We start from the raw sequence: 24,840 nt of genomic DNA, 5'->3' as shown, positions 1-24,840 counted from the left end.
CGCCCGGTTGGGCGCGGCCCGGTTCGCGATCGGCGATGCACTCAGACCGCACCGGCCGGTGCGCCGAAGACCTCCTCGACGAGCCGTTGCGTCGCAGCCTGGAACGCGACGGCCAGGGACAGGTCGGCGTCGTCGACATAGTTCAGCGCGGCGGTCATGGTCTTGGTGCCGTCGGGCGTGCTGTACATCAGTGCCGCATGGCCGCCGTGGCCGCCGTTGTGGGTGATGACGGTGCCGGTCGCGGTCTTCTGGACGAACACCCCGAGGCCGTAGCCGACCTTGGTTTCGGGGGTGAGCATCTCGGCCAGCAGCGGGGCGGGCAGCAGTGTGCCGCTCAGCAGCGCGGAGATGAAGGTGTGCAGGTCCTCGGTGGTCGAGATCATGTCGCCGCCGCTGGAGATCCAGGAGGGGTTCTGTGCGGTGACGTCGACCGTTTTCTCCACACCGGCGTCGTCGTAGCGGTAGTAGGCGTGGGCGTGCGGTCCGCCGATCTCGGTGGAGGTCTCCGGCACCACGGTGTCCGACAGCCCGAGCGGACCCAGGATCAGTCGTTGCATCTCCTCAGCCAGCGAGTGACCGGTGACCGCTTCGATGAGCAGCTTGGCCAGCGCGTAGTTGGTGTTGGCGTAGCTCCAGTCCGTGCCCGGCTCGAACCGGGCAGGTTTTGCCAGGGCCAGGCGCACCAGGTCATCGGCGTGGTGGGTCCGGAAACGGTTGTCCACCCATTCCTTGCCGCCCCAGGCGACGACTCCCGGCGCGGTCGTCCCGTCCTCGTAGACCTCACCGGTGAAATTGAAGATTCCGCTGGTGTGCTGCAACAGCATTCGCACCGTGATTCGCGGGTCGAGTGCGAACCGGGGCAGGTAATCGACGGCGGGAGTGTCCAGCGCGATCTTGCCCTCGGCCACCAGTTGCAGGACCAGGGTCGCGAGGAAGGTCTTGGTGTTGCTGCCGATCCGGACGCGCCCGTTGATCGGCGGCGTCGCGGGCTCGCCGAGCACGCTGCGCCCGGCGCTGCCGACCCACACGCCCTGCTCGTCGTCGACCCGCAGGTGCAGGCCGACCACACCGGTGTCGACGATCTCCTGGATGGTCTGCTGCAGGTTCGGATAAGCCTGTGCGGCAGTGGTTGTGGTGGTCGCTGCGTTGTTCGAGTTCGAAGTCATGAGATGAGCGTCCACCTTGACCCAAGGTCAACCGCAAGAGTGATCTGGGTCATAGTCGGTGTCGGCTAGCCCAGCTCCTCCCGCAACGTCTCGGCGATGACGGTGAGGGCGCGGTCCTCGGTCATTCGCCAATGGGTTGCGTCCACGGAATGGTTGTCGACAGAGCCGGTCACTGCCTCGTCCCAGGACGACGCACCGGTGGTCCCGGTCGGATCATCCTGGGCCGCGGTGAAATAGGTGATGGTGCCGTCGAAACGGCGAGGGCGATAGGCGGCGTCGAGGGCGACCGAGGTGATCGTCGCGTCGACGATTCGGTCGATGCGGGCGGAGTCGAGTGACGCCTGCGGGGCGGAGAGTTCGAACAGCGTTCGGGCGAGTTGGTGAATGTCGACCGGCTCGGCGGGGTTCACCTCGTCGGCACCGACGAACCCGCCGAGCAGATCGGCAGCGGTCACGGTGGTTGCGACGGCCGTCGATTTCGACGACAGGGTGCTGTCCAGCATGGCCAGCAGCGCGACTTCCTCGCCGTCTTCCTGTAGCTGAACCGCCATGGCGTGGGCGATGACGCCGCCCAGGGACCAGCCGAGCAGGTGGTAGGGCCCTTCGGCCTGCACCGCGCGGATTTCCTTGAGGTAGAGCAGCGCCCATTCCTCGATCGAATCCGGAAGGGGCTCAGCCGAACTCAACGCGGGTGACTGCAGTCCGTAGAGCGGACGGTCCAGGTGGGCGGCGAGGCCGCTGAAAGACCAGGCGAGGCCGCTGATCGGGTGGACGCAGAACAGCGGCTCACGGGTGCCCTCGGTGCGCAAGGGCAGCAAGACGTCGAAGGCGGCGTCGGAGCCCGCACTGTCGGCACGCAACGCCGCGACGATGCCCGCCGGGGTGGGCGTGGTGAAGATCCAGGTGACCGGAATGGTGGCGGCTGTCGCGGCGCCGAGCTGGGTGGACAGCCGGGTGGCGCTCAGGGAGGTGCCACCGAGTTCGAAGAAGTGGTCGTCCATTCCGACGCGGTCCAGGCACAGGGTGTCGGCGAAGATGTCGCAGACCGTGTGTTCGATGGCCGTGTCCGGGGCGCGATAGGTGCGGGTGGCGAGTTCGGGGGCGGGCAGCGCGGCCCGGTCGAGTTTGCCGATGTGGGTCAGCGGGATTTCGTCGAGGACCATGATCGTGGTGGGGACCATGTGGGTGGGCAGGGCCTGGGTCGCCCACTGCACGATGCTGTCCACGGTGGCCTCGTGACCTTGTGCGGCGACGACGTAGGACACCAAGACTGTTGCGCCGGCCTGGTTCTCGCGGCCGACGGTGACGGCGAAGCCGACGTCGGGATGGGACGCCAGGACCGCGTCGATCTCCTCGAGTTCGATGCGGAAACCGCGGATCTTGAGCTGGAAGTCGGTGCGGCCGCGGTATTCGAGTTCGCCGTGTTCGCTCCACACGGCGAGGTCGCCGGTGCGATACAGGCGGGTGCCCGCGTGGAACGGGTTGGCGACGAACCGTTCGGCGGTGAGGTCGGGGCGGGCGAGGTAACCGGTGGCCAACTGGGCGCCTGCCAGGTACAGCTCACCCGGAACACCCGCGGGAACCGGGCGCAAGCGTGCGTCCAGAACGTAGACCTGGCTGTTCCAGACCGGTGTACCGATCGGGACAGTGGTCGTGTCGGCGGCGCTCACCCGGTGGCTGGTGATCGAGACCGCGGCCTCGGTGGGCCCGTAGACGTTGAACAGCGCGGTATTCGGTGCCACGGTGGCGAACCGGCGAGCCAGTGCGACCGGGAGGGTTTCGCCGATGGCCAGGACGCGGCGTAGCGACGACGGGAGCGTTTCGGTGAGCAGGGTGTCGAGCATCGACGGCACGGTGTGCAGGGTCGTCACTTCTTCGCGTCGCATCAGGTCGGCGAGGTACGCCGGATCCCGGTGGCCGTCGGGTGCGGCGAGCACCAGTCGGCCACCGCAGACCGCCGCGGACCAGAACTCCCAGACCGACAAGTCGAAGGTGGCGGCGGTCTTCAGCAGTACGGAGTCCTGTGCGGTGAGACCGAATTCGGTGGTCTTCCACCGCAACTGGTTGACGATCGCGGCGTGCGAGACGGCCACCCCCTTCGGGCGACCGGTCGATCCCGAGGTGAAGATCACGTAGGCGGTATTCGCCGGGCGCAACGGTGCGCGGCGGTCGCGGTCGGTGATCGGAGCGGGACTGTGTGTTGAGAGGTCCAATTGCTCGACCGTCAGGACGGGAGGCGTTGTTGCGGTGCCGGGGTCGTCGACTGTGGCGGAGCCCCTCGCTGTTGTGCTGCCACTGCCGAGGTCACCCGATGCTGCGGCAGTGCGCTCGGTGTTGCGACGACCGGCCGGGGCTGGGGCCGTCGCGCCGAGCCAGGTGTCGGCGTTCGCCAGGATCAGCAGCGGAGCGGCCGTATCCAGGATGTGCTGGGTGCGTGCCTGCGGTTGGTCGGGATCGATGGGGACGTAGGCCCCGCCCGCGGTACTGACCGCGTACATCGCGACGACCAGGTCGACCGATCGGCGCATGGCCAGCGCCACCCGGGTTTCCGGGCCGACGCCCGCCGCGATGAGACAGCGCGCCAGGCGGTTCACTCGGGCATCGAGGTCGGCGTAGGTCAGACGAACCCTGTCGGCGACGAGGGCTACGGCATCCGGGGAGCGGGAGACGGTGGCGTCGAGCAGCGAGACCAGGGTGGTGTTCGGATCTGCTTGTCGCGCCGTGTGATTCCAGGTGTCGAGGATCTGGACTCGTTCGGCGGGGGCGAGCAGGTCGATGGTGTGCAGCGGTGCGCCGGGGTCGGTGACCACCGCGGCGATGAGGCGGGTGAGCCGGGCCAGGAAGCCTGCTACCGTGGCCGCGTCGAACAGATCGGCCGCATAGGTGCAGTAGCCGGTGATGCCGGCGGGAGAACCCTCGGCGGTGTAGCGGTCGGCCAGGATCAGGTGCAGGTCGAACTGGGACAGCTCACGGTCGAGCTCCACCGACGACACGCTCATGCCGGGCAGGTCCATCCGCACCTCGGCCAGGTTCTGGAACGACAGACCGACCTGGAACAGGGGGTGGCGGGCGGTGGAGCGGGCCGGGTTGAGCACCTCCACGAGCCGTTCGAACGGGATGTCGGCGTTGGCGAAGGCGGCCAGGTCGGTTTCGCGTTGACGGGTCAGCTGTTGCGCGAAGCTCACACCGGTGTCGACTCGGGTGCGGAAGACCAGGGTGTTGACGAACATGCCGATCAGGTCGTCGAGGACGGCGTCGCCGCGGCCCGCGACGGGGGTACCGATGGCGATGTCGGTGGTGCCCGACAGCTCGGCGAGAACCACCGCGAGGGCGGTGTGCACGGCCATGAACAGGGTCGCGCCATGGGTGCGGGACAGTTCGGCGAGGGCGGCGTGGGTGGCGGTGTCGACGGTGAAGGGGACGCGGCCGCCCGCATAGGACTGGATCGCCGGTCGTGGCCGGTCGCGGGGTAATTCGAGCTGGTCGGGCAGGTCTGCCAGGGCGTGCTGCCAGTAGGCGAGCTGGGCAGCCGACATCGAGGTGGGGTCGGTTTCGTCGCCGAGCAGGGTTTGCTGCCAGATCGCGTAGTCGGCGTACTGCACGGGCAACGGTGCCCAGGTGGGGGCATCTGCTCGCGTGCGTGCGGTGTAGGCGAGGACGAGGTCGCGGGTGAGGGGGCCACCGGAGAAGCCGTCGCCTGCGATGTGGTGGACCGCCATGGCCAGGATGTAGTCATCCGGGCCCACTTCGAACAGGGTGGCGCGCAGCGGGACCTCGGCGGTGACGTCGAAGACTGTCGAAACCAGTGCTGTCACCGCGGTTGTCATGTCTTCGTCGGTGTCAGCGGTGGTCCCGGTCCGGGCGATCGCGGTGACCTGCAGGCGTGGCACATCCGGGTGGTCGATCGGCAAGACGATCTGTGCCGGTGCGTGGTCGACGGTCGGATAGATCGTGCGCAGGATCTCGTGGCGTGCGACGAGATCGGTGAATGCCTGCCGCATCGCGGTGGTGTCGAGCGCGCCGGTCAGACGGAGCACGACCGGAATGTTGTAGGCGGCGGTCCCGGTGTCGAAGCGGTTGAGGAACCACATCCGTTGCTGGGCGGGCGAGAGGGGGATGTGGTCCGGTCGCGGCCGCGCCTGGAGGGCGGGGCGATGAGCGGCGCGGGTCAATCCGGCGATCTCGTGTGCGCATTCGGCGACGGTGGGTGCGGCGAACAGCACACGCACCGGCACTCGGATGTCGACCGCCGCGCCGAGGCGTGCGGTCAGGCGGGTGGCGAGCAGCGAGTTGCCGCCCAGGTCGAAGAAGTTGTCGTCGGCGCCGACACGTTCGGCGCCGAGCACCTCGGCGAACACCTCGGCGACTGTCCGTTCCAGCCCGGGCGCGGGTTCACGGTAGGTGCGGGTCGCGAATTCCGGTGCGGGAAGCGCGTTTCGGTCGATCTTTCCGGCGGCCGACAGCGGGATGCGGTCCAGCACGACCACGGCTGCCGGGACCATGTGCGCGGGCAGCATCGATGACGACCACCGCGCGATGGCGCCGGGATCGATCTCGCGGCCCGTCACGTACGAGACCAGCGCGGTGTCACCGGCGGGGTTCTCGGCGCCGACGGTGAGGGCGAAACTCACCTGCGGGTGCCGCAGCAGGACGGCGTCGATCTCGCCGGGTTCGATGCGGAAACCGCGGATCTTGATCTGGAAGTCGGTGCGGCCCAGGTACTCCAGCTCATAGGTGTCGCCGTGCACCCAGCGGACGAGGTCGCCGGTGCGGTACATACGTTCGCCGGGTCCGGCCCACGGGCAGGCGACGAAACGATCGGCGGTGGCGGCGCTGCGGCCGCGGTATCCGCGGGCGAGTGCGGGACCAGCCAGATACAGCTCACCGGTGGCTCCCACCGGCACCGGGTGCAGGCGGGCGTCGAGGACCACGGCACGCACGCCCGGTACGGAGCGGCCGATGGTGACGCGGTCCCCGGCACGCAATGCCGAGTAGGTCGCGCCGATGGTCGCTTCGGTGGGGCCGTAGCCGTTGAGGAAGCTGCGGCCGGGTTGCCAGGTGGCGAGGAGTTCGGGGGTGGTGGCTTCGCCGCCTGCCGACACGCACTGGAGATCGGGCAGGGCGGCCGGATCCAGGGTGCTGAGCAGGGCGGGGGTGATGATCGTGTGCGTCACCTGTTCGGTGCGCAACAGGTCGTCGAGGTCGGTGCCGCCCAGGGTGTCCGGTGGTGCGATGACCACGGTGGCGCCGCGATGGAAGGCGGTGCCGAGTTCCTCGATCGACTGGTCGAAGCTGGGCGAGCAGACGTGCAGCATGCGGTGGTCGTGACGCAGGCGCATCAGGGCTGCCGAGTGGGTGACAAGGGCACCCAGTCCCGCATGGGTGACCGCAACGCCCTTGGGGGTGCCGGTGGAGCCGGAGGTGTAGATCACGTAGGCGATGTTGTCGCGGCGCAGGGGTGCTCGGCGGTCGCGATCGCGCACCGGGGTCGACGAACAGGCGGCGATACGGCCGCGCACGGTCGGCTCGTCGAGGATCAACCAGCGCAGGGATTCGGGGAGTCCGTTTGCCCTGGCCGCGACGGTGAGGCCGATGGTCGCGCCGGAGTCGTCGAGCATGTGGCGGACACGGTCTTCGGGGTAGTTCGGATCGACCGGGAGGTACACGCCACCGGCTTTGGCGACGGCCCAGAAGACGAGGATCGACTCGTAGGAGCGCGGGATCGCCGAGGCGACAACTGTTTCCGGGCCGATCCCCTCGGCGATGAGGACTCGGGCCAGGCGCGAGGAGTCGGCATCGAGGGTGCCGTAGGTGTAGGTGTTCGCGCTGTCGCGCACGGCGATTCGACGCTGGCCGTAGCCGGTGCCACGCACGAGCAGCTCGGGCAGGGTGCCGGTGGTCGTGGGGGCTGTGCCGTCACCGATGTGGGTCAGGAAGGTGTACTCGGCGTGGTCGGACAGGGGTAGGTCGCCCGCCGGGGTCCGCGGTTCGGCGGCGATCGCGGTGAGCAGCCGGACCAGACGCCGCACGAAGGTGCCGGCCTCGTGATCATCGAAAAGGGTTCGGGCGAAGGACAACTCGATTGTCATGCTCGACTTGGCCTCGACCACCGTCACGGTGAGCTCACCGGCTGCCTCGGCGTCATCGCCCGGCAGGCGCCGTGCATCGGAACCGACTTCGGTGCCCGCCTTGGCGAGGGCGCCATCGGGCAAGTGAGCGTCCGAACAGTCGGCGGATTCGCGCGTCGCGGAGTCGCCGGAGTGGATCGCCAGGGACACCTGTCCCCAGGAATGGGGCTCGACGCCGAGCAGGTCGGCGAAGTCCGCGAGCGGGATTCCCGCATGGGCCAGCGCCCGGGACTCGGACTCGTGTGCCTGAGTGAGCAGATCGAGGAACGGTGCCGTGGGATCGATTGCGGTGCGTAGCAGCAGATCAGGAGTGCGGGTTCTGATCACGATGTCGTCGGAAGCGGTGAGTCGTGCGAGCAGCAATGCCAAGGCTGTGCGGACCAGCGACTGCCGGCTCACGTTCGCGGTTTCGGTGAGTCGGCGCAGGTCGCGGTGCACCGTCGCGGGGATCACGACCTTGGTGTGATCCCGCGGAGGGGTCTGGTCGTTGTCGCGGCGATCGACCGAGCGCGAGCTCGCGGGCCGACGGCCGGGTTGTGTGGGCGGCAGTGGGTGGTCTGTGGGCAGGGGCGGGCGGGCGGGTAGGTCGGCCAGGGTTCGGCGCCAGAACCGGGATCGCGTGATCGGGTCGGTGGGGTCGGCGGCGAGTTGTTCGGCGATGGTGGTCGCGAGGGTGTTCGGTGTCGCGATGAGGTTGTCGATGGCGGTGCGGAGCCGGTCGGTGATCGCCTGCGCGACGGCGTCGGAGACGAGGTCGCGACGGTATTTGATCTGCACCTGGGTGCGGGCGCCGAGGAAGACCAGGACCGTGATCGGGTAGTGGGTGTGGTCGGCGCCCCGCAGGTCGTCGATGCTCAGGTTGTCGAGTGCGCCGCCTGCCTGCTGGAGGCCTTCGACGTCGACGGGGTAGGACTCGAAAGCGAGCATGGTGTCGAAGAGTTCGCCCAATCCTGCGACGCGCTGGATCGCGCCGAGGCCGAGGTGATGGTGGTCGAGCAGGGAAGCCTGTTCGGCCTGGACGGCGCGGATCAGGTCACCGACGTTGTCGCCGGGATCGATACGCACGCGCACCGGGACCGCGTCGACGAACAGGCCGATCATGTCGCCGACGCCGTCGAGCTGCGGCGGGCGCCCGGAGACGGTGGCGCCGAACACGACATCCTCGCGCGCGGTGCTCGCGGCGACGACCAGGCCCCAGGCCGTTTGGAACACGGTGTTCGCGGTGACCTCGGCGGACGCGGCGAAGGTGGTCAACTCCGATGTGCGCGCGGCGTCGAGTTCGAACTCGCACAGGCCGTAGCCGTCGCCGGTCGCGGGCGGCCAGGTCAGCTCGGGGGCGAGCATGGTCGTGCGCACCCCGTCGAGGACCGCCGACCATGCGTGTTCGGCGGCGGCGCGATCCTGGCGGGTGAGCCAGTCGAGGTAGTCGCGGTAGGGGCGCACCGGCGGTAGCGGGGTCGCGTCGCCGTGGGTGGCGTAGAGGACGAGCAGTTCCTTCATCAGCAGCGGCATGGACCAGCCGTCGAGGAGGATGTGATGGCCGGTCAGCACGAGGTGACTGCGCCCGGAACCGGTGGTGTACACCGTGAATCGCAGCAGTGGCGCGATCGTCGGGTCGAAGCCGGCCCGCTGATCGGCGGCGAGCAGGGCGGGCAGTTCGGTGTCGGCGGCTTCGACGATCCGCAACGGTGCTTCGACGGCGTCGGCGACGAGCTGGACCGGGGTGCCATCGGGTGCGGTGACGAAGGCCGAGCGCAGGTTGGCGTGCCGGTTCAGGACGGTCGCGGCCGCGTGGCGTAGCCGGTCGGTGTCGAGCTCGCCGGTCAATTCGGCCATGAGCTGGATGACGTAGGCGTGGACCGACTCGTCCAGCATGTCGCCCAGCGCGAGCAGCGAGTGCTGCAACGGCGACAGCGGCAGCACATCCGACAGGCCAGGATGGGTTCGGCGCCAGGTGTCGAGGTCGGTTTGCGAAACCTGTACCAGCGCAACGTCGGACGGGGTGAGCCCGCCCGCGGACGGGTGGCGGGTGTGGTCGGCGAGGGCGGTGAGCCAGCTCGTCCAGTCCTCGGCCAGTTCCTGGACCTCGGACTCGGTCAGGATGCCGGTGGCATAGCGGAAATTCGCCCGCAGTCGCAGACCGGTGTCGGTGGTGACGGCGATCGCGTTGATGTCGAGGACGGTGTGCGCGGGCAGCGCGGGGTCGTAGTCGACCTCGATATCGCCGAGATCGGCCGTGGGCAGCCACGCGGTGTCGTCGGTGGGCTGGGCGGCGGTGCTCGCGCGACCCAGATAATTGAAGCCGATCTGGCCGATGTTGCCGGACACCAGGTTTCGGGTATCCGGTGCCAGGCGCAGCAGGCCGAAGCCGATGCCGTTGTCGGGCACCGCCAGGAGCTGCTCTTTGACCGTGCGCACCGTTGCGGCGAGGGCTTCGTCGTCGAAGTTCGCGGGGGCGATGTCGTGCAGATCGAGGGCGACGGGGTAGACGGTGGTGAACCAGCCGACGGTGCGGGTCAGGTCCGCGCCGGGGACGGCGTCCTCCTGGCGGCCGTGGCCTTCGAGTCGCAGTCGCAGCGTGGGCGAGTCGATACCGCGACGGGCACGCCAGACCCGCACGGCCAAGGCCAGCGCGGCGAGCAGTGGGTGGTCGGTGCCTGCCCGGTATTGCGCGGGCAGGGTCGTGAGCAGGGGTTCGGTGATCTCGGTCGGGATCTGCACCGTGATCGACCGCATTGTCGCCTCGGTGTCGACGCGGCTGTCGACCGCGCGGGCGCCGAGCAACGGGTCGGGGGTGGACAGGACCCGCTGCCAGTGGTCGAGTTCGGCGGTGCGGTCGGCGGTGGCGAGGCCGTGTGCCCACCGGCGGAACGAGGTGCCGACCGGTGGCAGGGTGATCTGCTGACCTGCCGCGTACTGGGCCCACGCCACGACGAGGTCGGGTAGCAGGATTCGCCAGGAGACACCGTCGATGACGTAGTGGTGGGCGGCCACCGCGAGGACATCGCGGGCGCCGTTCCTGCGGATCCAGGTGAAGGCGATCATGCGAGCGGCCGCGGGATCCAGTGCTGAGAGCGCCGAATCCATTGCCGCGCTGCCGATTCTGGTCAGCTCATCTGGTGTGCCTGCTGTTGATGTGTCGCCAGCAGTGGCTGACGGTGCGGCTTCGAACGTCGAGTGCGGTGCGGCGCTGTCGGTTCGGTCGCCGACAACAGCCCCGGGCGAACCCGCGCGAAGGGTCGCTGTCGCCGATGAATCCTGCTCAGGCGAGTAGGCGTCGATCTCGGTGATCAGGGAATCCACGTCGATGGCGTTGGCTGGCAGGACCTCGAACCGCCAGTTGTCGCCGTCTCGTCGCAGGCGGGAGCGCAGCATGTCGTGGTGGCGCAGGACTGCGGCGATCGTGGTGGTCAGGCCTGCACGGTCGATATTTTCGGGGAGTGCCAGGACCATGGTTTGGGCGAAGCGGTCACTCGAACCGGTGGTCAGGAAATCGGCAAGGACCGGCGTCAACGCGACCTCGCCGATGCCTCCGCCGGGCAGTTCCGCCAGGACGGGCGTATCCGGGCTGTCGAGGGCGGCGATGTCGGACAGCTTCGCCACGGTGCGGTGTTCGAACACGTCACGGGTGCTGAAGACGATGCCTGCGGTGCGGGCCAGCGAGACCAGCTGGATCGACAGGATGCTGTCGCCGCCGATCGCGAAGAACGAATCGTGCACACCGACCTGTGCCACGCCGAGGACGCGGGCGAACAGCTCGGCCAGGAGGGTTTGCATCGTGCCCGTCGGAGCGGCGGCGGGCGCCGTCGCAACGGTCGGTTCGGGCAGGGAGTTGCGGTCGAGTTTGCCGTTGGAGGTCAGCGGCAGCTTGTCGAGGACCACGATCGCGGACGGCACCGCGTGCGCGGCCAGGCGGTCTGTGGCGTACTCGGTGAGCGTGTGGGGGTCGGCCGAATGATCCTGTGCCGCGAGCACGTAGGACACCAGCGTTGTCGACCCGGCGGAGGTCTGTCGACCCACGGTCACCGCGAATTCGACGTCGGGGTGGCTGACCAGCACGGCGTCGATCTCACCCGGTTCGATCCGGAAACCGCGCACCTTCAATTGGGTGTCCGCGCGGCCGAGGTAGTCGATATCGCCGGTGTCGCGACGGCGCACCAGGTCGCCCGTGCGGTACATGCGGGCGCCGGGCGCACCCCACGGATCAGGGACGAATCGGGCCGAGGTCGTCGTCGGCTGATTGCGGTAGCCGCGTGCCAACGCACGGCCGGTCAGATACAGCTCACCGGTGACGCCCGGCGGGACCGGGTTCAGGCGGGCGTCCAGGATCATCGCATGCGTGCCCTGCACGGGGTTGCCGATCGCGATGGGCTGTCCGGCAGTGAGTTCGGCGTAGGACGAGATGATCGTGGTCTCGGTGGGACCGTAGCCGTTGAGGTAGCGGCGACCGGGCTGCCATTTCGCGAGCAGTTCCGGGGTGGTCACGTCACCGCCGACAGACAACGATTCCAGTGCGTCCAGACCGGCCGGGTCGAGGGTGCCCAGGACCGCGGGGGTGATGATGGCGTGGGTGACGGACTCGGCGGCCAGCAGTTCCGCGAGTTCGACGCCACCCGCGATGTCGGACGGGACGACGACCAGCGTCGCTCCCGTGGCGAAGGCACACAGCCATTCGAGAACGGAAGGGTCGAACCAGGGGGCGCAGATGTGCAGGAAACGGTGGTCGGACCCGAGGTGGTAGCGGTGGACGGCTTCCTCGACCAAGGGGGCCAGACCGGCGTGGGTCACGGTGACGCCCTTGGGTAGACCCGTGGAACCGGAGGTGTAGATGATGTAGGCGGGGTGGTCGACGCGCAGGGGTGCGAGGCGGTCCGCGTCGGTGATCGGCGTCGTCTGGTGCGCAGCGCCTGCTCGGTCGAGGTCGTCGAGCGTCAGCCAGGTCGTGTCGCCGGGCAGGTCTTCGAGGTGTGCGGGGGCCGTGATGCCGAGTGTCGCACCCGAGTCGGTGACCAGGTGCTGGAGACGGTGGGCGGGATTGCGCGGGTCCATCGGCACATACACCCCACCTGCCGCGGTGACGGCGAGTGCGGCGGCGACCATGTCGAAGGACCGTGGAAGGGCAACGGCGACAGCGACTTCGGGGCCGACACCACGGGCGATCAGCTCGCGGGCCAGTCGAGCGGTCTGCTCGGTCAGCTCGCCGTAGGTGATCGAGCGGCTCTCATGCCGGATGGCGATTCGGTCGCGGCCCAGTGTCCCACCGCGCGAGGCCAGCTCAGGGAACAGAGCGGCGGATGTCCGGCGGGCAGCGACCCGCGCCGTCACAGTCGCTCGCTCTTCGACGCTGAGCATCGTGAGGTCGCCGACGGGGGTCTGTGGGTGCTCGATCGCTGCGGTGAGCAAGCGAACCAGACGCTCCGCGAAAACCGCTACCGTCTGCTGGTCGAACAAGGCACTGGCGTAGGCGAACTCAGCGGTGAAACCCGCGCTGACTTCGGCCTCCGGCGGCCCGGCATTGTCGGCACGAAATGCCTGCCGGTCATCACCATGGGAACACTGGTCGGCGACGATATCTGAGGTGTTCGACGAGCACAGGGACAGGATGAGATCGCGCGGCGCCGCGTCTCGACGCGCCTCGGACGCGAGCATGACCCGCACCGACGGCTGCTCATCACGTGCGGGCGACTGCGCTGACAACCGTTGCGTGTCCTCCGAGCGTCGCATCGCCGCATCCCGGGCGAGATGGGTCGTCAACGCAGTGCGGGACAACCCGTTTCGCGCGAACGCCTGCCGGGCAACGGCAGCGGCCTCGGCCAGCAGTTCCTCGGCAGAGGTAGCGCCGTGCACCCGCAGTCGCAACACCAGGTGCGTGTCCGGAGACTGGGGGCACGGAGTGTCGATCGCGATGTCGTCGGTGCCCGATAGTCGGGCCAGGAGCACCGCGAAGCTCGCGTGCACGAGGGTGAACACGGTCGTATCGCGTGCCCGGGCGAAGTCCCGCATGCGCTGGTGGAGATCGGCGGGGATCTCGAAGGTGACGTGGGCGTCGGTCGCTACGGGAGTTGCGGGGCGGGCGCGGTCGGTCGGGAGGTTCAGGTCCTGCGGCAGGTCGGTGAGGACCGAACGCCAATAGGCAGACTCCGCGATCGGGTCGTTGCGCTGCTCCAGGGTGGCCTGAAGGTCAGCGGCGGTGCGGTCCGGTGTCCGGACGAAGGAGTCGAGAGTCGTGCGCAGTCGCTGGGCCAGCGCTTCCGCGATGGCCGGGTCGATCACGTCGAGTCGATACTGCATACCGACGCGGATCCCGTCGCCCACTTCGACACCGACTGCTACGGGGTAGTGCGTGGCGTTGGCTGCCTGGACGTCGACGATCTCGAGGCCGTCGATCGAGCCGTGCGCGCGCCGCATTCCTTCGGTGTCGACGGGGTAGGACTCATACGCCATGAGCGTGTCGAACAGTTCGCCCGCGCCGGCGGCCCGCTGGATGTCGGTGAGGCCGAGGTGGTGGCCGTCGAGGAGTGCGACCTGTTCGGATTGCACCAGCGACAACAGGTTTCGCAACGACTCGGCTGGGTCGTAGTTCACCCGCACGGGGATGGTGTTGGCGAAAAGGCCCACCATGCTGTCGACGCCGTCCAGCTGCGGCGGGCGCCCCGAGACCACGGCACCGAACACGACGTCGCTGCGGCCGACGGCCCCGGCCAGCACCAAACCCCACGCCGCCTGGAACAGGGTATTCACGGTGACGTCGTTGGCGGCCGCGCAAGCTGCCAGCTCTTCGGCCTCGGCTGGTGACAGATCGAGGGTGCACATTCCGTGGCCCTCGGCCTGTGCGGTCGGGGGTGCGATCGCCGCGGTGAGCAAGGTCGGCTCGTGCCCGGACAACGCCTCGCGCCAATTCTGCACGGCGGCGGACCGGTCCTGATCGGCGAGCCAGACGAGGAAGTCGCGGTAGGGGCGTACACGCGGCAGCACCGCGGGGGCGCCGTCGGTGGCGTAGCAGATGAGCAGTTCCTGCATCAGCAACGGCATCGACCAGCCGTCGACCAGCAGGTGATGCGCGGTCAACACCAGGTGCATGCCGTCGGCGCGGCGGTACAGCGTGAAGCGCAGCAGCGGCGCTGCGGCGAGGTCGAAGCCGATCCGCGCCTCGGCCGCCAGGAACTGCTCGGCGTTGGCACCCTCGGTGTCGACGATCTGCCACGGCACCGTGACGCCCTCGGCCACGAAGCCGACCGGGGTGCCCGCCGCCGACGAGCCGAAGGCTGTGCGCAGAATCGCGTGCCGGTTCAGGACCGCCTGGGCGGCCCGTCGCAGGCGGTCGGTGTCGACCTCGCCTGACAGCTCGACAGCCAGCTGGACCAGATAGGGGTCGGCCGCAGACACCTGGGCGAGGAACATCAAACCGAGCTGCAAGGGCGCCAACGGCAGCACATCGGTCAGGCCTGGGCGTTCGCGATGCCAGCTGTCGAGTTCTGCCTGCGTGACCTGGACCAGCGGAACATCGGCGGGGGTGAGACCACCTGCTGCCGGATCGCGCAGGTGTTCGGCGAGGATCGCCAGCGCGTGGGTCCAGCAGTCGGCCAGTTCCCGCACCGACGCTTCGTCGATGATTCCGGTGACGTAGGAGAAGGAGGCGCGCAGTTGCAGGCCCGCGTCCGTGCTGGTTGCCAGGGCGTTGATGTCGATGACGGCGGCAGCGGGCAGCGCGGGGTCCTGCTCCGCGGTGGGCTCGCCCCAGTCGGCGGTGGGGAGCCAGCTGTGGTCGGTGAGGGTTTCGGCGACATCGCCCGCAGAGATGCGGCCCAGGTAGTTGAAGCCGATCTGGCCGAGGGGGCCATCGAGCAAGGCGGCCGAGTCCGGGTCCAGGTGGCGCAGCATGCCGAAACCGATGCCCTTGTGCGGCACCGCGCGTAGCTGTTCCTTGATCGCCTTCACCGCGTCGGCAGTGGCGTCACCACCGTGCCACAAGGCTTCGCTGTCGACCCCGCTCAGATCGAGCGCGACCGGATACATGCTGGTGAACCAGCCGACCGTGCGGGTCAGGTCGGCACCGTCGACCGCGGATTGCTCGCGGCCGTGACCTTCCAGGCGGACTCGGGTCGCGGGTGCGTCGACACCATGTCGGGCCCGCCACGCGCGCACGGCCATCGCCAAGGCGGCGAGCAGGCCGTCCTCGGCACCCGCGCGGTACATCGTCGGCAGGTCGGTCAAGACCGCCTGGGTGATGTCGGCGGGCACTTCGACGCTGATGGATCGCACCGTGGACGCGGTATCGGCAGCGCCGAGCGGACGACCGCCCAGCAGCGGGTCGGGCACCGACAATGTCTGCTGCCAGTGGTCCAGTTCCTCGCGCCTGCTCGTCGCCGCGTCGGTCAGGCCGTGCGCCCATCGACGGAACGACGTGCCGACCGGGGGCAAGACGACCCGTTGACCGGACTGCGCCCACGCGGCGACCAAGTCCGACAACAGGATTCGCCACGAAACACCGTCGATCGCCGCGTGATTGGCCGCGACGACCAGCCCGTCCGGGCCGTCCTCGCGGGCGAGCCACGCGAAGCCGATCATCCGATACGCCTGCGGATCCAGCGACGCGAGCACCGAATCCATCGCGGTCTCGGCGATGTCATCGAGCTGGTCGGTGCCTGCCGGGACATCGATGCGGATGAGCAGGTCGTTCACGTCCACCGCACCTGGTGGCAGTGCGTGCAGCTCCCAGTTGCCGTCCGCGTGGCGCAGACCGGCTCGCAGCATGTCGTGGTGATCGATCACCGCGGTGAGGGTGTCCACCAAGGCGTGTCGATCGATACCGGAAGGCAGGGCCAGGACCATCTGCTGGGTGAACCGGCCGAACACACGCCCACCGGCCAGTGCGGCGGCCAGCACCGGCGTCAACGGCATCTCACCCGCGCCGCCGCCGGGTAGCTCGGTCAAGGTGGGTGCGGACTCGGCACCCACCACCGCCACCCGCGCCAACCCGGCGACAGTCCGGTGCTCGAACACTGCCTGCGGGGTGAACGAAATGCCGGCATTGCGTGCTCGTGACACGAGCTGGATGGACAGAATGCTGTCGCCACCGGCGGCGAAGAACGAATCCTCGGCACCGACCTGCTCCAGACCCAGGATCTGAGCGAACAGTTCGGCGATGGCGGTCTCGACCGGGCCTTCGGGCGCGCGGGAACCGACAGCTCCGAAAACGGGGGCGGGCAGGGCATTTCGGTCGAGTTTGCCGTTGGGAGTCAACGGGATCTCGTCGAGGGTCATCAGGACGGTCGGCACCATGTGGGCGGGCAATGACGTGCCGACGAAGCGGGCTACTTCCTCGGTGTCGATCGAAACCCCGTGCCGGGGCAGCACATACGACACCAGCACGGTCGCGCCCGAGTCGGCTTTCGTGCCGAGGGTCACCGCGTACTCGATGTCGGGGTGGGCGGCGATGGCCGTGTCGATCTCGCCGAGTTCGACGCGGAAGCCACGGATCTTCACCTGGAAGTCGGAGCGCCCGAGGTATTCGAAATCGCCGTCGGCGGTGCGGCGGACCAGGTCGCCGGTCCGGTACATGCGAGAACTGGTGAAGGGTGAGGCGACGAATCGTTCGGCGGTGAGAGCGGGCCTGCCCTGGTAGCTCTGGGCCAGTGCGGGGCCGGACAGATACAGCTCACCCGCCACACCGACGGGGACCGGGCGCAGGCGCGAATCCAGCACTGTCGCACCGACTCCGGCGAAAGCCGAACCGATCGTGATGAGCTGGCCCGGCAGTAGTTCGGTGGTGCCGGTGGCGAGGATGGTGGCCTCGGTCGGGCCGTAGCCGTTGAAGAAGGCGCGGTTCACGGCCCAGCGGTCGACGAGGGTCGGGCCGAATGCGTCGCCCGCTACGACGACCACCCGCAGGTCGTCGAGGTCGTGCGGGTCGACCGATTCCAGCGCTGCCGGGGTGATCAGCAGGTGGGTCACCCGTTCGCGGCGCAGCAACTCGGCGAGTTCGGGGCCGCCGAAGACCGTCGACGGTGAAACCACCAGCGTGGCACCGGAATTGAATGTCAGCAGCAGCTCGAGTACTGAGACGTCGAAGTTCGGCGAGCACACGTGCAGGACTCGGTCGCCGCCGTCGACCGAATAGCGTTCCCTGGCCGCCGCGACCAGGGCGCCCAGACCGGTGTGGGTGACGACGACGCCCTTGGGCCTGCCCGTCGATCCTGAGGTGTAGATGACATAGGCCGGGTGCTGATCGGTCAGCGGGCGGACTCGGTCGAGGTAGGTGATCGGGTGGGCGGGGTGCGCCGCGATGCGGTCGTGGTGGGCCGGGGCGTCGATATCGAGCCACGCGACGGATTCGCCGAACTTGTCCCGATGTGGCGTGCAGGTGAGTCCGAGGATCGCGCCGGAGTCCTCGAGGAGGTAGGCGATCCGTTCCGCGGGCAGCGCCGGATCGACGGGGACGTACGCGGCTCCGGTCTTGGCCACGGCCCACACCGCCGACACCGATTCGATCGAACGGGTGAATCCGAGCGCGACGACATCGCCGGGGCCGATCCCGCGCTCGAGCAGGTCTCTGGCCAGCCGTGACGAGTACTCGTCGAGTTGGGTGTAGGTGAGTTCGCGGCGCTCACCGTCGGCCGGGGAGCAGGACACGGCGAGGGCATCGCCCGCGGTGTCGACCGCCGCGGTCAGCAGCTGGGTGAAGAGCGGAGTACTCGCCTTTCGGTTGCCTCGACCGCGCGGCGCACGACGAGCTTCACGTGGAGAGGTGCGCGCTTCACGCATTCGAGTACAACATCCTTCATGTGTGCGGCCCACAGCTCTGCGATGACCCACGAACCCTGTCGGATTCGGCCTACCGGGGCGGACCAGTGTCGAACAAGCAAGAAGGAGTCGATATCGGGGCGTTCGGCGACCATGACATCACATGTCACGGTGTCACGACCACATGACTGGTTTGTTTACCTACGTCCGGACCGAATCGATCAGAAATTTGTGCTGATGACACAATGGTGTCGACGGTTTTTGTTCAACGGATGGAAGCGGCCGTGGCAGCGTACGGATCCCTGGTATGGGTGGGACAGGCCCTCGGCCCGCGCGTCGACGCCATCACCGAAGACCTCATCCGGGTGACCGAGCAGATGATTCCGCTCAACGACGTCGCCGCCGACCTGGCCGAGATGCGAGCCGCGAGCATCGCGGAGAACATCGCCGCCGTGCAGTACGTACTGGCGAACAATATCGACCCGGCCACCGTCGGCACGCCCGCCGGTGCCGCCGCCTACGCCCAACGCCTGGCCAGGCGCGGTGTACCGCTGACGATTCTGCTGCGCGCCTACGGGCTGGGGCAGTACCGGATCCTCGACGCGGCGATCGGGCTGGTCCTGGCCGTTCCCGGCCCTGACCAACCCGCCAGGATCGCGGAGTTGCTCAAATTCGCCGGGACCTACCTGGATCGGCTCAATTCGTCGATGGGGCGGATCTACGAGGCGGAACGGGACCGCTGGCTCAGCAGTCGCCAAGCCGCTCGTCAGCAGTGGATCGCGCGTCTGCTCGACAACGACGATGTCGATGTCGCGGCGGCCGAAGAAGTGCTGGGCTACCGGCTCGACCAGCGACACCACGCGGCCGAAGTGTGGTCGACGGCCACCGGCACGGACGCTGTGCGCGCGCTCGAGCAGGCACGACAGCTGCTGTCCGCGGCGATGCGCACCGGTGGCACCGAATTGGTCGCAGCGTCGGGGGACCGCGCCATGTGTATCTGGTTCCCGGTCGAGCAGCCGTGCGTGCTCGGCGAACTCGCCGAACAGGTCGAGGCCTCCGGCTTGCCGGTACGCGTCGCGCTCGGCCCGATCGGCGACGGGCTGCCCGGGTTCCGGCGCTCGGCCCGCAGTGCCGCACGGGCGAAGGCGCTGGTCATCTCGGCTGGGGAGAGCGCACCCGCGGTCATCGACTTCGACACGATCGCACCCTTCGCGCTGCTGTCCGACGACCCCGGCGAACTAGCCGGCCTCGTCCACCGCGTCCTCGGCCCGCTCGCCGGCGATGGTGCCAAGGTGGAGCTCTTGCGGAAAACTCTCGACGTGTTCCTCTCCGAAGGCGCCAGCTACTCACGCACCGCCCGCGTCCTCGACGTCCACCGCAACACGGTCCAATACCGCATCCAACAGGTCACCGGCCGCTACGGCATCGCGGTCGACACAGACACCTTCGAACTCCGCTTCGCCTTGGGCGTCTGCCGCTGGTACCGCCACGTCCTGACTCGGACAATCTGAGTCCAGGTGGTTTGTGCGTGCCGCACAGTGCACCTCCGCCTCAGCGCTGGGCACGCGACGCGCGCTGCGCATCCTGTTGCGATCGGGCGAGAATCCCTCTGACAGTGGCGGTCTCGGCCGCTGACGGTCATGATGGTCGAGGAGGGGGTAGAACATGAACAACAAGCTCATCGCCGCTGCCGCGGCTCTGGCTGCGGGTGTCATCGCACTGACCGGGTGCTCGAGTGACGCCGACGTAGTGTCCAAGAACCTGTCCAAAGAGTCGGACCAGTTCAAGATCGACCGCCGCGTGGTGTTCTTCAACGGAATCACCGACAAGTACCTGCTGTCCATCGAGGGCAAGTGCTCGATCAAGGACGAGAACAACCAGCTCGAGGTGACGTGCAAGACCGGTGACGACGAATACAAGAAACACTTCCTCGGCCTCTCCGACAACGTGAGCTACTTCGTCGAACAGCTCGAGGCCGCTGAGGTGAGCCGTTACCACTACAAGGTGATCTTCAAGCCCGAGACCATCATCCGCGACGTCGACCGTCCCTGAGCTCGAGTTCCAGCGAACCTCGACCGCGGACCCGGCCGGCAATGCCATGTCGCGGAGACCGGCGGGCATTCCCGATGAGCGGGACGACAGGCAATCAGTGACGTCGTCCCGGTCCTACGGTGGCGGACATGTCCGCACCATCGCTCCCCGACGACCTGGCCCGCCACCTTGCACGGTCGGCGGCGATCGAGTCGATCACCGCGCTCAAGCACCGCTACTTCCGTGCTTGCGACGCCAAAGACCCGGTCGGTTTCCGCGACTGTTTCGTCGCGGTCGGCTCGGCGCTGGACTACGGCCAGCTCGGCGCGACGGCATGGCCGCGGTCTTCGCGTCGATCGCCTTGCAGCAGGTGGACGGCAAGCACGCGATCCTCGACATGCATCACGGCGTGCACCCCGACATCACCGTGCGTGAGGACGGCACAGCGAGCGGCCGGTGGACGCTGCGCTTCCGCCAGGTCAACCTGATCGAGCGCACCGAAACCGTCGCCACCGGCGAGTACGCCGACGAATACCGGGTGGAGGACGGTCGCTGGAAAATCGCGACGTGCACGTTCCGCCAATTGTGGGCGATCACCCGCCCGTTCGATGACGGCACCCGGATCACGCAGTAGCAGTGGACATGTCGAAAAGATCGCTCAGGTGGCGCGTGTCCGCCTCCAGGAGAACCACCTGCCCGCTTCGATCGGGCGGGAATCGTTCGGCGGTGGGGTGGCACCTTACTGTGGTGCCACCCCACCGCCGTTGCTTCGAACCGATGCCCAGCGATGGCAGTCAGACGGACAACTCAGAGTGTCGTCAGGTCGATCTTGTTCGCCATGGCGCGGTAGCCGGCGGCATTGGGGTGCTTGTGGTCGCCGGAATCGAAGACGGGGTTCAGCGCTTCGGGGTCCGATGGATCAGCGACCGCGGCATTGAAGTCGACCACCGCGTCGTACTCCCCGCTGGTCCGCATCCACTGGTTGAACTCTCGGATCTTCGCTGCTGAGACGTCGTTGTAGTACTCGGCTCCCTTCATCGGCAGCAGAGTCGCGCCGGTGACCCTGATCCCGGCCCGGTGCGCGGCGGCGATCAATTCCCGATGACCAGCGATCAGTTGCGCCACCGAGACCTGCGGATTCGGCTTGTAGGTCGGCAGGTCGATTTCGGAGAAGCCGATGTCATTGAGGCCGCCGAAGACGATAACGCTTTTGACGTCAGGCTTGGTGAGCACATCCCGTTCGAATCGGCGAATCGCGGCCTCACCGAACCATGTCGAATCGTTGAGGATCAGATTGCCGCCGATACCCGCGTTCAGAACCGGACGTGGGGTTCCGGCATCGGCGAGCCGCTGCGCGAGCCAGTCCGGGTATCGCGTGTTGGCGTCGTAGCCGGACCCGTATCCGTCGGTGATCGAGTCGCCCATCGTGACGACAGTGCCGCCTTCGTCGTCAGTATCGCTGGATACCTGAACGTCGGTCAGGTAGTACCAGGAGTGCGTGGATTCGGTGAACGCCCCGGCTGACGGGTCGGCAGCGTGGTCGCCCGCGGCGCGATACGTGGTGGCATAGGCCTGCGAGTGAAAGGTCGCAGGCCCGGTGCGTTCCGGCAGGTAGATGGTGACCGCCGCCGAATCCAAAGCATCGAGATCGAGGTCGACGACATCGCTGGTCAAGGTCGCGCCGGCGGGGATCGCGGTGGCCGAGTTGCCGTCGAAGGTCAACTGCCGCACCGAGTTCGGTTCCACCTCCGCACCGTCGGCAGTCCGTCCGATCGTGACATTGTCCACCCGCAGTGGCGCTGTGCCGTACTGGTTGGACAGCGTGATCCTGGCAGCGGTGCCGCCGTCGGTCACCCGGACCACCTGACGCACGGTGTGGTTGTCGAAACCCTCCCGAGCCCAGTTGGGCTCGAATCCGATGCTGGGCAATTGCGGAGCGGCCATCCACCCGGTGTCCCACGCCGGTGCCGGTTCGGCGGTGGAGCAGGCAGCGAGCCCGCCGAGTACGGCAACGGCGGCAGTGGCAGCAAGTCGGACACGCGTGTTGTGCAACATTTTCTATCCTCTCAACAGCCCAGTCGATGAGCCTGCGGAACCCCAACGCTGGGGACTATCTCCATCAACTCGCATTAATGGAACTGTATTCCCGTTTAAGACACGAGGATGTGACTCATGCCGGAGATTCGCGAGCCCATCGCGGTGTAGAGCGGTTCGAGAACCTTCGGTCCTGCGCGGCGGCCGTGGCCACCCGCACCGGTGTCCACGCCTCCCGACGACCAGGTGCCTGATGCGGCTACTGAGCTGATCGAACCGAAGTGCCGCGCGCGCAGCCGATCACAGCATGCGCCCTCTGCCATGCGCGGCGAATTCCAACTCCAGTGCGTGCCGGTCCGCCTCGGTCATCCGAGCGTAGTGCGGTCGACCGCGCCCCGCCCAGCGGTGGACCGGTTCGTCGGTGCGCCAGCCCTGTTCTTGCAGTTCGCGTTTGAGTACCTTGTTCGACCCGGTCACCGGGAGGTTCGCTGAGACACGCAGGAGCCGGGGAATACCTTTGCTACCGAGATCGGACTGGGCACAGAGGAATTCGGTGAACGCGTCGATATCGAAGCCGACCGGATCGGCGACCTCGACAGCGGCCATGACCTGATCGCCCGAGCGTGGGTCCGGTACCCCGAACACGGCGGCGGCGATGACTGCGGGGTGACGGCGCAGGACCTGTTCGATCATGAGCGCCGAGGTGTTCTCGCCATCGACCCGGATCCAGTCGCCCTTGCGCCCGGCGAAGTACAGGTATCCGGCGGTATCGATGTAGCCGAGATCCCCTGTCCAATACCAGCCGTTGCGGACGCGGTCGGCATCGGCGACCTCGTTCTTGTAGTAGCCCTCGAACGCGAGCGCACCGGCCTTGTCGATCATTTCCCCGATGGCCTCGTCGGGATTACGGACCCGGCCGTGCTCGTCGAGCTCGGCCCGCGAGCACTCCCGCAAAGTGTCCGGGTTCACCACCGCCACACTGGCGTGCGCGGGCCTGCCGAGCGCGGCGGGCGGCGCGGCCGGGTCGAGGGCCGCCAGATTCGGTCCCTCGCTGGAGCCGTACCCTTCGAACAGCTTCGCGTCGAAGCGTCGTCGGAACTCGTCCTGATCGGCCACCGACGCCTCGGTACCGAACCCGCGCACCAGTGAATTGTCCGAATCTGTCGCGGTTTCGGGCGTGGCCAGCAGATACCCCAACGCCTTACCGACGTAGGTGAAGTAGGTCGCGCCGAAGTACCGAACATCCGGAAGGAATTGCGACGCCGAGAATTTCGGGATCAGGCAGACCGTCGCGCCGACCGACAGCGCGGGCGCCCACAGCGCCATGATGGCATTGCCGTGGAACAGCGGCATACAGCAGTAGTCCACGTCGTCGCGGACATGCCCGAACTTCGCCGTCGCCGCGTTCGCGACCGTCGCGAGGCGGCGCTGGGTGCACCGCACCGCCTTCGAGGTGCCGGTAGTGCCGGAGGTGAACAGCAACAGCAGCAACGCGTCCGGTCCGCCCACCGCCGAGGGCTGCACGTGGCAGGCATGGATCCGGTCGGCATAGCCGGGATCGTCGACCAGCAGGAACCGATCCTGCGCGAGACCGAGATCCAGCTGCCGCAACCGCGCCATCCCCGCGGCATCGGTGACGATCAGCTGACAGTCGACATACCGGACATCGGCAGCCAGTTGGGCGTCACCCCGGGTCGGATTGAGACCCGCCACCGTCGCGCCGGCCAGAGCCGCTGCGCCCAGCCAGAAGACGAAGTCGGGCACATTGTCCAACAGGACCCCGATGTGGAACGGGCCGTCGCGGCGCAGGGTGCGGGCGAGCTCCGCGCGGGCGCTCGACTCGCGGACGACCGCGTCCCAGGTCCAGTCGGTATCGCGGGTGCGCAGGCCGAGTCGGTGGTCGCCGAGCCGGTCGAGCAGCATGGTCGCGATATCCGCACGGCCCTCGGCCATTCGCTGCGGCGCCCCTGGGCTGTTCGGATCGATGATCGCCATGCTGAGACTCCTTGTTCCGGTGGAGCCTACCTCGATGCATGGAAGGTCATGATCAGTCCGTTGATCTGGGATTCTTGCGCTGATTGGCGATGAAGCGCGCCTTCTTCTCACGATTCCCGCACGTGTTCATGTCACACCATTTACGAGTGCGACTCTGGCTGGTGTCGAAGAAGGCGGCCCGGCGCCGGCGTTCCACGTCGTGGTTCCCTCGCTACCGGGATTTGGTTACAGCGACAAGCCGGCCACCACCGGGTGGGGAACCGAAAAGATCGCGGCCGCATGGGTGGAGCTGCGGGCTTCTCGCCTGGATCCTGGACAAGTTCGCTGAGTGGACAGATACCGACGACAGCCCGTTCGAGACGATTTACATAGACCGGATTCTCGACGACGTCACCCTGTATTGGCTGACGCGAACCGGTGCATCGGCGGCCCGCATCTACTACGAAAGCCACAACTCCCTCGACCCCGAACTTCGGGTCGACGTCCCGTCAGCAATCACTATGTATCCCCGCGATATCGAAAAGTGTCCGCGCGTCTGGGCGCAGGAGCGGTACCGGCAGATCGTCCGATGGAGCTCACCCGAAGCCGGGGGACATTTCCCGTCGCTGGAGGTTCCCGAGTATTTCGTCGAGGACCTGCGAGAAGGCCTCGCGGCGGTACTGGCCGCTGATGTCCGATCGCCGTTTCATCTGCCCTCGGGCACACAGCCGATGTAATAGGGTTCGCGCGTCCGCCGATGGTAA

Annotated in this window: 6 protein-coding genes and 3 pseudogenes; 4 read left to right on the top strand and 5 right to left on the bottom strand. The window is 67.9% G+C overall.

All coding sequences use genetic code 11. From position 1 onward, the window contains the following. Window positions 1–41 precede the first annotated feature (41 nt). Both ACFWO8_RS12620 and ACFWO8_RS12615 read right to left on the bottom strand, forming a co-directional pair. Window positions 42–1,166 carry a serine hydrolase domain-containing protein gene (locus ACFWO8_RS12620; RefSeq protein WP_378948886.1) on the bottom strand — a complete coding sequence of 375 codons (1,125 nt, stop codon included), beginning with the start codon at window positions 1,164–1,166 and terminating at the stop codon, window positions 42–44. A 65-nt stretch (window positions 1,167–1,231) separates the two neighbouring features. Further along, window positions 1,232–18,058: an amino acid adenylation domain-containing protein gene (locus ACFWO8_RS12615; protein ID WP_378948883.1), complete on the bottom strand. Its 16,827-nt coding sequence runs from the start codon at window positions 18,056–18,058 to the stop codon at window positions 1,232–1,234. Between the two features lie 263 nt (window positions 18,059–18,321). Here ACFWO8_RS12615 and ACFWO8_RS12610 point away from each other — a divergent pair, with 263 nt between their 5' ends. From ACFWO8_RS12610 to ACFWO8_RS12600, 3 genes and pseudogenes are all read left to right on the top strand, one after another. Next, on the top strand, window positions 18,322–19,548 hold the full coding sequence (locus tag ACFWO8_RS12610; protein ID WP_378948880.1) for a PucR family transcriptional regulator: 1,227 nt from the start codon (window positions 18,322–18,324) through the stop codon (window positions 19,546–19,548). Window positions 19,549–19,702: 154 nt separating this feature from the next. Continuing rightward, window positions 19,703–20,089: a hypothetical protein gene (locus tag ACFWO8_RS12605; RefSeq protein ID WP_378948878.1), complete on the top strand. Its 387-nt coding sequence runs from the start codon at window positions 19,703–19,705 to the stop codon at window positions 20,087–20,089. Window positions 20,090–20,217: 128 nt separating this feature from the next. After that, a pseudogene (locus ACFWO8_RS12600) lies at window positions 20,218–20,579 on the top strand (nuclear transport factor 2 family protein); the annotation flags it as partial. Between the two features lie 296 nt (window positions 20,580–20,875). Here ACFWO8_RS12600 and ACFWO8_RS12595 read toward each other — a convergent pair. The 3 genes and pseudogenes from ACFWO8_RS12595 to ACFWO8_RS12585 all read right to left on the bottom strand — a co-directional run. Next, entirely contained in the window at window positions 20,876–22,123 is a 1,248-nt protein-coding gene (locus ACFWO8_RS12595) for an SGNH/GDSL hydrolase family protein (protein ID WP_378948875.1), read from the bottom strand. A 279-nt stretch (window positions 22,124–22,402) separates the two neighbouring features. Further along, a complete protein-coding gene (locus tag ACFWO8_RS12590; RefSeq protein ID WP_378948872.1) occupies window positions 22,403–24,097 on the bottom strand; it encodes an AMP-binding protein in 1,695 nt (564 codons plus the stop codon). A 52-nt stretch (window positions 24,098–24,149) separates the two neighbouring features. Beyond that, window positions 24,150–24,278: pseudogene (locus ACFWO8_RS12585) on the bottom strand (CGNR zinc finger domain-containing protein); the annotation flags it as partial. Here ACFWO8_RS12585 and ACFWO8_RS12580 point away from each other — a divergent pair. Beyond that, a pseudogene (locus tag ACFWO8_RS12580) lies at window positions 24,279–24,813 on the top strand (alpha/beta fold hydrolase); the annotation flags it as partial. Between the last annotated feature and the right edge of the window lie 27 nt (window positions 24,814–24,840).

The organism is Nocardia sp. NPDC058480, from assembly GCF_042720495.1.
GTDB lineage: Bacteria > Actinomycetota > Actinomycetes > Mycobacteriales > Mycobacteriaceae > Nocardia.
Note: the sequence above shows the minus strand (reverse complement) of the source record. Positions and strands in the feature narration are given on the sequence as shown.